Raw genomic sequence first — 15581 nt, 5'->3', positions numbered from 1 at the left:
AAAAATCATATTATCATAGATTTACGGAAAACAGTGACGGAACTTACTCCATTGTGAAGGAGGTATTTTGCATTTGAAAGTCATAGATAATATTAATACACTTTTAAAAGACGAACTGATAGACAGCATTAAAAGCGGAAGTAAAATAACAATTGCAGCTTCATGTTTTTCAATGTATGCATATAAAGAACTAAAGAAACAGCTGGACAGTATAGATGAACTTCGTTTTATTTTCACTTCTCCGACTTTTGTAAAAGAGTCTTCAAAAAAGGAGAAACGTGAATTTTTCATTCCTCGAAAAGATCGTGAGTCTGGCCTTTACGGAACAGAATTTGAAATCAAGCTCCGTAATGAAATGACGCAGAAGGCAATTGCCAGGGAATGTGCTGACTGGATACGCAAAAAGGTTCAGTTCCGTTCAAATATCAGCGGTGACGGAATGATTGGTTTTGTTACTGTCGATAATGAAAAAGATGCTGCGGCTTTTTCTCCGATAGTTGGGTTTACAACAACGGATATAGGCTGTGATCGTGGTAATAACGCATATAATATGGTTCAGTGTCTCGATACTCCTTTTGCTCAGCAGTATATTTCTCTCTTCAATAATTTATGGAATGACAAAGACAAACTTGAAGATGTAACAGAAACTGTAATTGAAAGCATCAGCACTGCATATAATGAAAACTCACCTGAATTCATCTATTTCATGACGCTTTACCATGTTTTCAGTGAGTTTCTTGAAGATATTTCAGAAGATGATCTGCCTAATGAAGCGACCGGATTCAAGAACAGTAAGATATGGGAACTTCTTTATGATTTCCAGCGTGATGCAGTTCTTGCAATTATCAATAAACTCGAAAAATATAATGGTTGTATTCTTGCTGACAGCGTAGGTTTGGGTAAAACATTTACCGCTCTGGCAGTTATTAAATATTATGAAAACAGAAACAAGACCGTACTTGTACTGTGTCCTAAAAAGCTTGCGGAAAACTGGAATACATACAAGGATAACTATGTAAATAATCCGATTGCAACAGACCGTTTAAATTATGATGTTCTTTTCCATACCGATCTTTCACGTGACGGTGGTTACTCAAACGGACTTGATCTTGAACGCCTTAACTGGGGTAATTATGATCTTATAGTAATTGATGAATCTCATAATTTCAGAAACGGTATAGGTACTCATTCAAACACTCATGAAAACCGATATCAGCGCCTAATGGACAAGGTTATTCGTGCAGGTGTAAAGACAAAGGTTCTTATGCTGTCTGCGACACCGGTAAACAATCACTTTACTGATCTTCGAAATCAGCTTGCACTTGCGTATGAAGGATGTTCGGAAAACTTAAGTGAAAAGCTTAATACGAAGAAACCGATAGAACAGATTTTCCGTCAGGCACAGAGAGTGTTCAACGAGTGGAGCAGTTATCCAAAGGAACAGAGAACAACGGATGTTCTGCTGCGTATGCTGGATTTTGATTTCTTCGAACTTCTTGACAGCGTAACGATAGCACGTTCAAGAAAACATATTCAGAAATATTATAACAGTGCGAAGATAGGCAAGTTTCCTGACAGACTTAAACCGATATCACTGACACCTAAGCTCACTGATCTTGATGATGCAGTGAACTACAACGAAATTTACAGCACACTTATGCATCTTTCGCTCTGCGTCTATATGCCGTCACACTACATATTTGAAAGTAAGCTTTCAAAGTATATGGATGTCAGCGATAATTTCAGACAGTCAAACCGCGAACTTGGTATACGCAGACTCATGGCTATCAATCTTCTGAAAAGACTTGAAAGTTCCGTTAATTCGTTCGCTCTTACTCTTCAAAGAATTCATAGCCTTATCGATTCGACAATAAAAAGCATAAACTCTTTTGAAGAATACGGAACAGGGAATCTGAATGCTTATGAGATGTCAGATGAAGATTTCGACATTGACGACAGTAATACTGATTTTATGGTCGGAAAGAAAATAAAAATAGATCTTTCTGATATGGATTACCGTTCATGGCGTGATGATCTGGATAAAGACCGCGAAGCACTGGAGCTTCTGATTCTCATGGTCAAAGATATTACTCCTGAACATGACTCCAAACTTCAGGCTCTGTATGAACTGATTACGAAAAAACAGAATGAGCCTATCAACCCTGGAAACAAGAAAATGATAATCTTCACCGCATTTTCTGATACAGCAGATTATTTGTACGAAAACGTCAGCAAATTTGTAAAGAACAAGTTCGGACTCGAAACAGCTGCTGTTACTGGTATGATTGAAGGCAGAACGACGATAAAGCTGAAAAGAACAAACCTTAATAACGTTCTTACGTTGTTTTCTCCGATATCCAAAGGCCGTGATGTTCTTATGCCGAACAGTACACAGGAGATTGATATTCTTATTGCAACGGACTGTATTTCAGAAGGTCAGAACCTTCAGGATTGCGATTATTTGGTCAATTACGATATCCATTGGAACCCTGTCCGCATCACTCAGCGTTTCGGACGAATCGACCGTATTGGCAGCAGAAATGATGTTATCCAGCTTGTGAACTTCTGGCCGGACATGGATCTTGACGATTATTTGAATCTGAAATCCCGTGTTGAAATGAGAATGAAGATCTCTGTAATGACTTCGACCGGTGACGATGATCTTATCAATGCAGAAGAAAAAGGTGATCTCGAATACAGAAGTTCACAGCTTCGAAAGATGATGAATGAAGTTGTTGATATGGAAGAAATGAACGACGGAATTTCCATCATGGATCTGGGATTAAATGAATACCGTCTTGATCTGCTGGAATACCTTAAAACACACAAGGACATCGAAAAGAAGCCGAAAGGACTTCATGCCGTTGTTCCTGCAACTGATGAACTTGGCGAAGGTGTTATTTTTGTTCTTCGTAATGTCAATGAAAGCGTAAACATAGGAAATCAGAACCGTATTCATCCGTTCTACATGGTTTATATCGGAGTAGACGGTGAAGTACTATGTGATTATTTAAATCCGAAAAAACTTCTTGACGATGTTCGTTTGCTTTGTAGAGGAAAGTCGGAACCGTCTAAAAAACTTTGTGCTGAATTTAACAAAGAAACCGACGACGGCAGGGATATGTCGCAGATGAGTGAACTTCTCAGTATGGCGATTGATTCGATCATTCATACAAAAGAGGAAAGTGACATCGACAGTCTTTTCGGCACTGGCGGCACAAGTGCGCTAGTATCTGATATTTCCGGGCTGCAGGATTTTGAACTTATCTGCTTCCTTGTTGTAAAGGACGGTGAAGGATAATGTTCGGATTACCTGAAAGTACGTATTTCGGAAAGCTCATACCGAAAAATAAGTTTTACGAAAAACTCAGTGTAGATAATAAACTGGAACGAAGTTTCATTGACCAGATCAATTCAATACGCTGGGGACATAAACTTTCTTCCGATACGCTTAATGTTGAAAAGGGGAATACTGTTAAAGAGATTGAAGTTTTTTTCATTAAGCTTAAAACAAGCGAGCTTGATGTAAACGTTCTGCGTCAGATGGATAAGGAACTGCACTACCATCTGATTTTTATACTTGAATACGAGGAGCGTTATCAGCTCTGGACTGGTTACAAGGAAGAGAGTACAAATACAGCCTTTAAGGTCGGTAACTATTATCATACTGGCTGGGTTACTGAAGAAGATTTTTCTTTACAGATAGACGGACTGAATATGGATACAGTCTATGAAAATCTTGTTCGTCAGATAGCAGGTGATACACTCTCAAATGAAAAGAGTGAAAGCCTGAAAGAATCTGTTGAGCGGCAGAATGAACGTGAGAAGCTTGAGAAAGAAATTGAAAAACTTCGTGCAAAGGTACGCAAGGAAAAACAATTCAACCGACAGGTAGAGTTAAATAAACAGTTGAAAACACTTATAAAGAAGTTGGAGGAATAGTAATGGATTTATCACAAGTCTCATCTATTGTAGTAGCATGTATTGTAAGTGCTGGCGGTATTGGTGGCATAGCTACTGCAGTTATTAAATTTTCATCAAATTATATTGCTGATAGAATTACTTCTAAGTATGAAAATAAGTTGGAACAGAAATTAGAAAAATACAAAACAGAATTAAACAAAAAAGAATATGTAAGTCAAGTAAGATTTGATGCAGAATTTCAAATTTATAGAACGCTAAGTAAAGAATTTAGTACTGCTATTAAAAAAATCAGTATAATGATTCCAACTGGATTGGTGTATTTACCAACAAATAAAGAAAAAAGAAAAGAATATGAAAATAATAATTATATAGATGCTAATAATGCTGTTGTTACTGCACAAGATGCTTTATTTGCAAACGGTGCTTTTATCTCGGTGGATTTGTATAATAAATATAATGAAATATTAGAATTGTGCCGTCTACAACTTGATGCGTTTCAAAGAAGGTTCGATGTATTATTTTTTGCATCACAAGAAGAAAAGGAAACATTTACAGCTGAAGAATATGAGCGAACTACAATCATCAATAATAAATGGCTAGAATTAAATAATTGTGTACGGGAATATATATCTAAATTAGAAGTTATTGAGTAGGAGAAAGTTTAATATGGATAAAATGAAAATGGAATCTCCAAACCTAACGGAGAAAAACATAGAAAAGATTGGAGCACTGTTTCCAAATTGTATTACTGAAACATCTGCAGAAAATGGAAAGCTGAAAAAAGCAATTGATTTCGAAAAACTCCGTGCAATGCTAAGTGAAGATATTGCTGAAGGCGACGAATCATACGAATTTACATGGGTAGGTAAAAAAGCTGCTATTGCTGAAGCTAACCGCCCTATACGTAAAACTCTTCGTCCATGTAAAGAGGAAAGTGTGAATTGGGAAACCACAGAAAATCTTTACATTGAGGGCGACAACCTTGAAGTGCTGAAACTGTTGCAGGAAAGCTATCTCGGTAAGGTTAAGATGATTTACATCGATCCACCATACAATACAGGAAATGACTTTATTTACCGCGATGACTTTACTATGACTTCCGATGATTACGCAGAGGAAAGCGGACAGCTTGACGAGGATGGCAACCGCCTTTTCAAGAACACCGATTCAAACGGTAGATTTCATTCCGATTGGTGCAGTATGATCTATTCAAGGCTAATTCTTGCAAGAAATCTGCTAGCTGATGATGGTGTAATATTTATCAGTATTGATGATAATGAAATAGATAGTCTGAAACAAGTGTGTAATGAAGTTTTTGGCGAAATAAATATGGTTGCTCAGATTCCGTGGCAATCAAGAGCTTCTATTCAAAACGATACTGATTTTAGTGTAAATCATGAGTATATTTGCGTGTATGCTAAAAACAGAAGACAAGAAAACAGGCGTTTGAAAGAGAGTAACGTTGCTGAATGGATGAAACGAGATAGTTTTGTTTGTCGTCCTTTACCTCTTGACAAAGATAAATATGACAATCCAGATAACGATTCTCGTGGATTATGGAAAGCAGATCCTTTTGATGCGCCAAATATTCGACCAAATCTCACGTATGAAATAGTAAATCCGATTACTGGTGAAAAAATCTTACCACCTAATGGAAGGCATTGGCGTATGATGCCCGAAAAATTTCAACAAGCATTAGCAGATGGGCGTATAGTTTGGACGAATAACGGTTTGGGTAAACCACAACTAAAAGTATTTTATGAGGAAAAGAAAGACTTTGGTTCAGTGGATAATTCATGGTTTACAGCTGAGCGAATAGGCACATCTACAAATGGTACAAAAGAGTTAATGAAACTGTTTGGCGGTGAATCGTATTTTGATACTCCAAAGCCTGTTTCAATGCTTTATAAACTATGTGTACTTGGCAACACTTCCGATGGCGATATTATCCTCGACTTTTTCAGCGGCAGTGCCACCACCGCCCATGCCGTTATGCAGTTAAACGCTGAGGACGGCGGACACCGCAAGTTTATCATGGTTCAACTTCCTGAAAAAACTGATGAAAGCAGCGAAGCATTTAAGGCAGGCTATAAGAATATCTGTGAGATAGGCAAAGAACGTATTCGCAGGGCAGGCGCTAAGATTAAATCTGAAACTGGTGCGGATATTGATTACGGTTTCCGTGTACTTAAACTCGATGATACCAATATGGAAGACGTTTATTACACTCCTGCCGAAACAACACAGCAGATGCTTGATGGCTTTGAAAGTAATATCAAACCTGACAGAACTGACCTTGATCTTTTGTTCGGCTGTTTGCTTGAATGGGGATTGCCGCTATCTATGCCGTATAAGTCTGAGAAGATTGAGAACGTGACAGTTCATACGTACAATGACGGCGATCTGATTGCCTGCTTTGAAAAGAATGTTTCTGAAAATGTTATAAAGACTATTGCTAAACGCCAGCCGCTCAGAGCTGTTTTCCGTGATGATTGCTTTGCAGACAGCCCTGCTAAGATCAATGTTGGTGAAATCTTTAAGATGCTTTCTCCTGATACGAGAGTGAAGGTGATCTGATATGAAACTGCAGTTTAAACATCAGAAATTCCAGGCCGATGCAGCTAAAGCAGTCGTTGATGTATTCGCAGGACAGCCTTATCTTACTCCTACATACATGGTAGACAGAGGTTCGTCAAAACAGATGACGATTGACGACGACAAGGATTTTACGGGCTGGGCAAATCAGAAACTAATCCCGGAACTTAATGACGGAAAAGTCCTTGAACATATTCGTGATATACAGCGCGATAATCAGATCAAACCTTCTGATAAACTTGAAGGCAGATATAACCTAACTGTCGAAATGGAAACAGGTGTTGGTAAAACATATACGTACATTAAAACTATGTATGAGCTGAACAAGGCGTATGGCTGGAGCAAGTTCATTGTAGTTGTACCTTCTGTTGCTATACGCGAAGGTGTATATAAATCGTTCGAGATCACGCAGGAACACTTTGCAGAAGAATACGGAAAGAAGATTCGTTTCTTCATCTACAATTCTGCAAGACTTACAGAAATCGATCGTTTTGCTTCTGACAGCAATATCAATGTTATGATTATCAATTCACAGGCCTTTAACGCAAAAGGCAAAGATGCACGACGTATTTATATGAAACTTGATGAATTCCGCTCACGTCGTCCTATAGATATTATCGCTAAGACAAATCCTGTTGTTATCATTGATGAACCGCAGTCAGTAGAAGGCAAGCAGACAAAGGAACGTCTGAAGGAGTTTCATCCGCTTGTAACTCTTAGATATTCGGCGACGCATAAGTCAGACAGCATTTACAATATGGTCTATCGACTTGATGCGCTGGAAGCTTATAACAAGAAACTCGTTAAGAAAATTTCAGTTAAAGGTATCACTTCAAACGGAAAAGCGGGTAGTGCCGGATTTGTATTTCTTGAAAGCATAAATGTTTCGAAATCAAATCCTACAGCGACTATCCACTTCAATACCAAATGCAAAAATGGTACTCGTCAGGTGAGCAGAACTGTAAGTGAAGGTTTTAATCTCTACGAGCAGTCGGAGCAGCTTGAAGAGTATAAAAACGGATATGTTGTTTCACGTATCGATGCAAGGGATAATCACATTGAATTTCTTAATGGACAGAAACTTTATCTCGGTGATGTAATCGGCAGTAGTAATGAAGAACAGATACGCCGTATTCAGATCCATGAAACAATTGTTTCACATATTGAGCGGGAATGTCAGCTTTTCCATAAGGGAATAAAAGTGCTGTCACTTTTCTTTATCGATGAAGTAGCTAATTACAAGCAGTATGATGAAGCAGGCAACAGAGTAAACGGTATTTATGCTGATATGTTTGAAGAAGAGTATAAGTCGGTCGTTGAAAACTATCAGCGTGAACTTGGAGAGAATGATGAGTACATAAAATATCTTGCTTCTATTTCTGCTGAAAGCACACATGAAGGCTATTTCTCTATTGATAAAAAAGGTCATTACACCAATAACACTACAAAAGAAATCAGCAATGCCAAAGACAGGGATAAAGCTGAAGTTGATGCATATGATCTTATCATGAAAGATAAGGAAAAACTCCTTGATCTTGATCCGAAAAAATCACCTGTACGCTTTATATTCTCACATTCAGCACTCCGTGAAGGCTGGGATAATCCGAACGTATTCCAGATCTGCACTCTTAAGCAGTCGTCAAGTGAAGTTCGCAAGCGTCAGGAAGTAGGCCGTGGACTACGTCTCTGTGTAAACAATGCAGGTGACAGAATGGATACCGGTGTTCTCGGAAGTGATGTACATAATATCAATGTCCTTACTGTAATTGCAAGCGAGAGCTATGAAAGTTTTGCCAGGGGATTACAGAGCGAAATGGCAGAAGCCGTTGCAGACAGACCGGTTGCCGTTACTGATGATCTGTTCATCGGACATACTTACAGTGATACAGAAGGACAGCAGCAGGTAATTGACGTTCCGACAGCAAGATCGATAATGTTTTACCTTACTACTAATCAGTACGTTGATGAAACAGGAGCGCTTACTGATAAGTATTACGAAGACAAAGCTAACGGAACCATTGACCTTAGTGAGAAGCATGCTGACAAGATAGCTGAAGTAGTAGCTATACTTGAAGGTGTATATAATCCTTCGGCGCTTATGCCTGAAAATGCAAGAAGTAATAATGTTGAACTTAAGTTCGATGAAGAAAAATTCAAGAAGACAGAATTCCAGAAACTTTGGAATAACATCAATTCCAAGACTTATTATGTTGTTGACTTTGATTCAAATGAACTTATCAGCAAAGCCATAAGTGAACTCAATGCAAAAGGAAAGAATCTTGTTACAAAGATCTCATATACTGTAGAAACAGGAAGCATGAGCGAGATCAAATCAAAAGAGGCTCTTCTGAATGGTGAAGCGTTCAAACGTGAAAAGATAAGCAGTGAAGACTCCACTATAAGATTAGCTGTAAACAACACGACCAAATATGATCTTGTCGGTAAACTTGTTACAGAGACCGGACTTACAAGAAAAGATATAGTAGCTATACTTACTGGAATTGAAAAGCTTGTATTCGATCAGTTCAAGTATAATCCGGAAGAATTCATTGCGAAAACTTCAGCTATAATAAACTCAGTAAAGGCATCATCAGTTATCGAGCATATCACTTATGATGTTCTGGATGAAAAATATCAGGCTGATATTTTCACCGATGCTACTATTAAGGGCAAGCTTGATCATAACGTTATGAAAGCGAACAAGCATCTTTATGATCATATAGTTTATGATTCGACCAATGAACGTGAATTCGCTGAAAAACTTGATGTAGATGACAGAGTTGCGGCATATGTGAAACTTCCGAAAGGATTCTATATCTCAACACCTGTCGGCAAGTACAATCCGGACTGGGCTATTGCATTCTATGAAGGCAAGGTAAAGCATATCTATTTTGTAGCAGAAACCAAAGGCTCAATCGATAGTATGGAACTTCGTCTTATAGAAAATGCAAAAATCAGCTGTGCTAAGGAACATTTTAAAGCTATAAGTAATGAAGTAGTTGTATATGACGTAGTTAATAGCTATGAAAAGCTTATGGAACTCGTTACGAAATAACAGTAGATTATAAAAAACTCGCCACACCTCAGAACTGGTTGACCAGTGAGATGTGGCGTATTAGTTATGTACTCTAAAAATTTCAACTGTATGTTGGGCAGTTATATTAACGATATTGTTTGTTGCGTGAATTTGAATGAATAGCATTCTTTAATTCGCGATCAACTTTTACATATACAGTTGCTTGTTCAGTAGCTCGTCCTATAACTTGACCTATATCATCAATTATTGTTTTATTTTGCTTTTTTTCATTCTTTTTATCAGATTTCTTGGCAGACGCATGTACAATGGCATAATCATTATTGTAATTAGGAACATTTTCTGATATAATAGAACCGACTCCGATAAGTGTCATTGCCATAGTAACAGCAGTTATTTTTTTAATGAGATTTTTCATATGGATCAATCCTTCGTTAAAATATTTGAGCACGAAAAATGCCTTATGAAAAATGATAAAGTAAAAATTTAAAAATGTCAAGTTGATTATTGTGTTTTGCCTTATCAAAGAAAACTTCACTATAACGCATTAACCTTGCCTTAAGAACACAAGCCTCTGCGCTATAATAAAAAACAAAAGCCGGCAAAGATAGGGAAGGTGTTGGGAAAGGGAGTGCAGAGGGAAAACCGAAGGAAGGGAAAGAAATGCCGTGCTTTTGCGGGCTTTTATTGTTCTTTCCCTTCCTAAGGTTGTCCCTTTGCAGAGACCTATGATGATAATAGAGAACGGAAAGGAAGAAATTGAAGAGATCATACGCTTTGCTCTTGAAATGCGCCGCAGAGTTAAGGAACAGCTGAAAAAGCTTGGCGGAATGGAATTCTATGATGTGAATTTCTCATACATTGATAACGAAACTTTTGAGGAGCATTACGTATCAGTTCCGGAACAAGGCGGCGGGAAACTTATTCCTGAAGGATTATGCAATCCGGGACAGGTATATACCGTATCAAGAGGCAAAACAGGAATGCTCGGTGTTTTCAGACTTGAATCACAGGTCCTTCCGGGAAACGGAAAGTTTGAAAAAACAGGTCTCGGTACTGACCGCGAAGCGAAAGAAGCGGTAGCGACTGCATACAATTTCCTTAAGGCAAACGGAAAACGTATAAGCGGTGCAATTGATATATCAACGAAGGATTATATCATAAACTATCAGGATCTGCAGGGAATAGGTATGACACCAACACTTGCAGTATCAACGCTTATAGCTATCTGCTCAATAGCCTTAGGTAAACCGGCTCTGCCTTCACTTGCAGTTCTCGGAGAAATCAGCATCAGCGGTTCACTTATCAAAGCAGATGAGCTTGCAAATTCACTGCAGATATGTCTCGACAGCGGTGCAAAGAAAGTTCTGCTTCCGATAACATCAGCAGCCGATCTTGGCTCAGTTCCGCCGGAACTTATGGGTAACTTCAGTATTATTTTCTATAACAGTGCTGAAGACGCCGTGTTTAAGGCTTTGGGTGTGGAGTAATAAATTGTTGCTAAGTTATGTAATAATTATGGGGATGTGTTAGGGGAGAAATTGATCAAGAAATGAGAGAAATAGTTTGAAAAATAAATCCCAAGGGAACACTGAGAAAAATAAAGTTAGGAATAAAATAAAAGATAAACTGGATATAGTAAGCTTTGAAGAGTATATATCTGGAAGCAGATATAAATTCTTCGGAAAACGTCTGAAGATATGTGGGCGTTGTTGGCTTGATTGCATTAATTGCGCAAGTGATTTGTATTGCGTTATTAATTAATGAACTTAAAACAAATTTTCTGAACAATAGCTCATACTTGTTTTGGTTGGGATTCGCAATTGTCTCGTTTATAATTATAAGCTTTAGTTTTCTCGAAAAGCCGTTGGCTATAAGTGGTGCTTCTAAAGTAAAACCGATTTCGTGTTTGATACATTGTGTATCATTCTTGTTGTATTCAGAGTATATTTTGGTTATTGTGGTTCCGGCTTCGTTGTTTTTACTACTTGCTTATGGCTTTCAACGAATAACTAATTTTATAAATCTAAAATATATTGTAAAGCATATTGGCTTATTTGGGTTTCATTTTTGGATTTTTCTATTTACACTCTTTTTGTATAATGAAATTAAAAATAATACTTTAGTTTAAATCAGGAGATAACTATAATCATGACATGATAATATATTCTTTGCTGATCTATTTGTTCACAGCCTTTATCATTATAGTTACGATACGTTTATATTTCAGATTTTATTATACTGAAAAAATATTTCAAGCTAATGATAGCTATTATGAATGGTACAGATATAATGAGAATATAATGCGAATATATGAGTTTTTATTGCTGTTTTTAATCGTAATAGAATATATTAAAGATCCAAATGGATATTTAATTGTAGTTTTAATGATAGTTCAAATTTTACCGGATTTGAAAAACAGAATGGATGAATTGTCTTCTCGTCATCGTGAAAATGAATATATGTATGACTACCTTAGAAAACTGGAATATATTCAGAATAGTAAAATATTGAGTGTAAAAGATATTTTTGATAATGAGTATTTTTCAAGTAAAGACACAGAACTATATATGCTTGATTGTTCACTGTGCTTTGTTGATTATATTGCTCTGCATAATATAAAGGACTCAGATTGCTCAAATTGTTCGGAATTTGTTGCCAAAAACATGAATTCGCTTTCCAGAAGCATTTTATCATCTAAAACATTCAGAGTTCCTTTGGTTCACCGGATGGTATTTAAATCTCCATACGTTCCGATTAAACTTAGTGGAGTTATTGTCAAAAGAGTTCAGTTTTTTGGTATAGAATTATATGTTTATGTTTTAGAAAGTGCAGATAAAAGAGAATATATTTATAACTTGAGTTCAACGTTTAATATTAAGATAATTACAGATTTAATTGATGATCTGAGTGAAGAAAAGAATATAAGCAATTATAATTATATTTTAGATGATTGTTTGTATAAGTACTCCTATCATGACCCTGAAAATCCGGAAGTTATATGTACAATAAAGAGTACAACAGAATTGAATAATAAACTTAATAAGAAATTTCATAATATTATTTCGAAAATAAAGGGATACAGTTTCAGAAGTGATGCTGAAGAAATAGAAGAAACAAGAGACATATTTTTAAAACTTTATTGTAATATATATAAAAGTTCTGTGTATACTGTTGATGATAAGAATACAGATTATCGTCCTGAAATTAGTTGTTTTGATTTTCCTAATCCTTCAATAATATTTGATAACATTTACAAAATAATTAAAGGTAAGGAATTCAAGAGCGGAAAATGCACTACAGAAGAATATACTTCTTATTATCTTGAAATAAACAATCAGTTATCATCATTGAGGTCAATGCTGGATAATATGATTAAATTAATAAATAATAAACTATCAGATGAAGAAAGAGATTCGAATGCCAGACTTGATTTTTTGATTAAGGAACATAATTATGATAGTTATAAAAAAATTATTTATGATGAGCTCTTTAACAGAGCATTTACTCCTGAGTATATTATGAAATCAAAATCATTGATTTTTGACTTACCAGCTGATATTAAAATGGATGAATCAGGAGAAGCTCGAAACTGAGATATAACGCATCAACCACGCCTAAGTCCACAAACCTCCGCGCTATAATAAAAAACAAAAGCCGGCAAAGATAGGGAAGGTGTTGGGAAAGGGAGTGCAGAGGGAAAACCGAAGGAAGGGAAAGAAATGCCGTGCTTTTGCGGGCTTTTATTGTTCTTTCCCTTCCTAAGGTTGTCCCTTTGCAGAGACTTTGTAGAGACTTTGCAGAAACTTAAAAAATTTCTATTTAACTATCTGCCGAATGGATCAGACTTGTGTAAAAAAAGGAGATGTAAAAATGGGTATTATCCAATCGATTATCGATGGTATTTTTAATTGCGGGAAAAAGGAAAAAACCTCCCGATCGACTTCATCGGTACAGCGATATACCAGTACTTATAAAGGAGAAGCACAATGGGAGGCGGCGGCAGGAGAATATCGTCGTCTTACGGGTAAATCCGAAGAAGCCGAACTGACGGAAGAAGAAAACAAAAAAATTCTTGATCTCACAATGACGCCGTTAGCTTATTTTTTTGGCTGGCTTTGTGAGAGAGATTTTATCGGAGAAGGTTTTGTAAGCGAATTCGGTGAAACGGATAAGGCAAAGATTCCTGACGAAGTAAAGAACGGTAAGATCACTCCGTTAGAGGCACTGGCAGGTCTTGATCATTATTTTTCGTATGAATGGATCAAAGAGGAGGCACAGTATTTCTTCCGTTTTTACTTTGATGACAGGGCTGCTGTAACGGATCGTTTTACTGATCAGGACACCTATCTGTATGATTATTATGAATGCATCGGGGAGCCGGAGGACCGTTACTATTGCATAGATTACTCATCAGAGGTGCAGAAGAAGATCAGTCAGCGGCTGGATGAACGATATGAGAAATTATCCGGAAAACAGGTTCCGTGGGAGTATCTCAGGGATAACTATTACCAGGATGACGAGGAATTTGAACATGCTATGAAAATACATTCTACCTTTTTTGATAAGGATCTTCGAGTGTTCCGATGCGGAAGGATTCTGAAGGGTGAATTTCCGGAAGATTATGCGCAGAAATGCTTAAAGAGTCTGGAAGAGATGCCGCAAAAAGAATGGCACCGCCTGGAACGCTGGCTGGTGGAGTGCTATGGTGGTGAACCGGAACAATTCAAAATGAATTATTTTGAGGCATTTGATATTTATATCTATGAACCGCAGGAAGAGGGGGATCTGGCTTTTATGATCTCCGGCGAGGCGGAATATGAGGGAGAACATGGCATTTCGTTTACAATACGAAACGGTATTCTGTTGGATTGGAGTTATGCCTTAGAGAGCAGAGATCCATACGATGAAGCGCTGATTGCGCGATTTGAACGCTGCACCTATGGAAGAGATACAAAAACCGGTACATGGGAGATTGACTTTGAACAGATCAAAGAACAGAAGGAACAGGATGCTCTTGTTGCGGAAGGCAAGCTGATCCGGACTTTGCTGGTTCCGGAGTGGCTCGGTGGAGCAGATACCGACGAAAACACAGTTTGTGTTACGCCGCTGACTTTAGCTCAGCTTGAGAAAATAAATAAACGTCTTAAGATGATCCGTGCATATGCCGCAACCGTCTATCCTGACCGGGAGTTTCATGTGGATGTGAAACCGGAATATTGTGAGAATACTGAAGGTACGAAAGTGCTGATTCCTATGAGTATCATCTATTCTGTATATTGGCCTGAGAAGAAATTTTCCGTTAGTATGGCTGCGAATATATTGGAGTGAACTAAAAAATGAATACTTCAGATGTGTTTACCTTCCTAAGGTTGTCCCTTTGCAGAGACCTATGATGATAATAGAGAACGGAAAGGAAGAAAGGGGATAATAGATATGAGCGATTTCTCAGAAGCTTTTGGACTAATATTTTTTTCAGCATTTATAGCAATCCTTTCATGGTGCAATGCATATCACTGCCATAAGCAGAGAAAATTCTATCTCAATAATGCAAGTGAAGTGCAGGGGTCAGTTACATCTTATAATAAATTGGTAACAAAATACAGTAAATACAGCACTACAAATTATGATATCGATGTAGATGCTGATAACGGAAATACATATCATATCAGCACGCAAAACAGAAAAGCCCGTAAGTACAGAAAAAAGACAGATATAACTTTGCTTGTTCCTGACATTGAAAATTCAGTGCCTGTAAATGATATCTCCGAACGTCTTGAACTGGAGCAGAAGTATATGCGTCGTTATAACGACGAACAGAAAGCGCAGATGATGGCCGATTTAACATATTTTCGCAAAGAGATGGCTTCGTTCATCGAAAGATCGGTAATTATTAAAGAAGACCTTAAGTCAATTGCGGAATTTGTGCTTTCGATATTCTTTGGCGTGTTGTTTTCGGCAGCATCAGTATTCCTGATTTATGCATATTTTTTCATGAAATAATGACTTGATGTATATAATGAAATTG

9 protein-coding genes and 1 pseudogene are annotated in these 15581 nt (G+C 37.3%); 9 read left to right on the top strand and 1 reads right to left on the bottom strand.

From position 1 onward, the window contains the following. The first annotated feature begins 73 nt into the window (after nt 1–73). Genes CC97_RS00685 through CC97_RS00665 form a run of 5 tightly spaced genes read left to right on the top strand, consistent with a single transcriptional unit; the run spans nt 74 to nt 9574 of the window. A complete protein-coding gene (locus CC97_RS00685) occupies nt 74–3301 on the top strand; it encodes a helicase-related protein (protein ID WP_044973205.1) in 3228 nt (1075 codons plus the stop codon). Then, nucleotides 3301–3942, top strand: a complete 642-nt coding sequence (locus CC97_RS00680; protein ID WP_044973204.1) for a DUF4391 domain-containing protein — start codon at nt 3301–3303, stop codon at nt 3940–3942. Before CC97_RS00685 ends, CC97_RS00680 begins: the two co-directional genes overlap by 1 nt. Nucleotides 3943–3944: 2 nt before the next feature. Further along, nucleotides 3945–4577 carry a hypothetical protein gene (locus CC97_RS00675; protein ID WP_044973202.1) on the top strand — a complete coding sequence of 211 codons (633 nt, stop codon included), beginning with the start codon at nt 3945–3947 and terminating at the stop codon, nt 4575–4577. Nucleotides 4578–4590: 13 nt separating this feature from the next. After that, the gene (locus CC97_RS00670) at nt 4591–6501 is read left to right on the top strand and encodes a site-specific DNA-methyltransferase (RefSeq protein ID WP_044973200.1); all 1911 of its coding nucleotides are present in this window, start codon (nt 4591–4593) and stop codon (nt 6499–6501) included. A 1-nt stretch (nt 6502) separates the two neighbouring features. After that, nucleotides 6503–9574: a DEAD/DEAH box helicase family protein gene (locus CC97_RS00665; protein ID WP_044973196.1), complete on the top strand. Its 3072-nt coding sequence runs from the start codon at nt 6503–6505 to the stop codon at nt 9572–9574. 106 nt (nt 9575–9680) lie between these two features. Here CC97_RS00665 and CC97_RS00660 read toward each other — a convergent pair whose 3' ends face one another. After that, a complete protein-coding gene (locus CC97_RS00660) occupies nt 9681–9971 on the bottom strand; it encodes a hypothetical protein (RefSeq protein ID WP_156036723.1) in 291 nt (96 codons plus the stop codon). A gap of 331 nt (nt 9972–10302) precedes the next feature. On the opposite strand from CC97_RS00660, the pseudogene CC97_RS00655 reads away from it, so the two are divergent. The 4 genes and pseudogenes from CC97_RS00655 to CC97_RS00635 form a co-directional block, all read left to right on the top strand. Beyond that, a pseudogene (locus CC97_RS00655) lies at nt 10303–11043 on the top strand (S16 family serine protease); the annotation flags it as partial. 813 nt (nt 11044–11856) lie between these two features. Beyond that, a complete protein-coding gene (locus tag CC97_RS00645) occupies nt 11857–13149 on the top strand; it encodes a hypothetical protein (RefSeq protein ID WP_156036722.1) in 1293 nt (430 codons plus the stop codon). Between the two features lie 277 nt (nt 13150–13426). Beyond that, nucleotides 13427–14884: a hypothetical protein gene (locus CC97_RS00640; RefSeq protein ID WP_044973188.1), complete on the top strand. Its 1458-nt coding sequence runs from the start codon at nt 13427–13429 to the stop codon at nt 14882–14884. Nucleotides 14885–14989: 105 nt separating this feature from the next. After that, a complete protein-coding gene (locus CC97_RS00635; protein WP_044973185.1) occupies nt 14990–15556 on the top strand; it encodes a hypothetical protein in 567 nt (188 codons plus the stop codon). Nucleotides 15557–15581: the final 25 nt, after the last annotated feature.

It is taken from the genome of Ruminococcus sp. HUN007 (assembly GCF_000712055.1).
GTDB lineage: Bacteria > Bacillota > Clostridia > Oscillospirales > Ruminococcaceae > HUN007.
Note: the sequence above shows the minus strand (reverse complement) of the source record. Positions and strands in the feature narration are given on the sequence as shown.

Bases quoted from the DNA above. Each gene is read 5' to 3' on its own strand.
- CC97_RS00680 (WP_044973204.1), top strand. From the start codon at position 3,301: ATGTTCGGATTACCTGAAAGTACGTATTTCGGAAAGCTCATACCGAAA.
- CC97_RS00675 (WP_044973202.1), top strand. From the start codon at position 3,945: ATGGATTTATCACAAGTCTCATCTATTGTAGTAGCATGTATTGTAAGT.
- CC97_RS00670 (WP_044973200.1), top strand. From the start codon at position 4,591: ATGGATAAAATGAAAATGGAATCTCCAAACCTAACGGAGAAAAACATA.
- CC97_RS00665 (WP_044973196.1), top strand. From the start codon at position 6,503: ATGAAACTGCAGTTTAAACATCAGAAATTCCAGGCCGATGCAGCTAAA.
- CC97_RS00660 (WP_156036723.1), bottom strand. From the start codon at position 9,971: ATGAAAAATCTCATTAAAAAAATAACTGCTGTTACTATGGCAATGACA.
- CC97_RS00645 (WP_156036722.1), top strand. From the start codon at position 11,857: ATGCGAATATATGAGTTTTTATTGCTGTTTTTAATCGTAATAGAATAT.
- CC97_RS00640 (WP_044973188.1), top strand. From the start codon at position 13,427: ATGGGTATTATCCAATCGATTATCGATGGTATTTTTAATTGCGGGAAA.
- CC97_RS00635 (WP_044973185.1), top strand. From the start codon at position 14,990: ATGAGCGATTTCTCAGAAGCTTTTGGACTAATATTTTTTTCAGCATTT.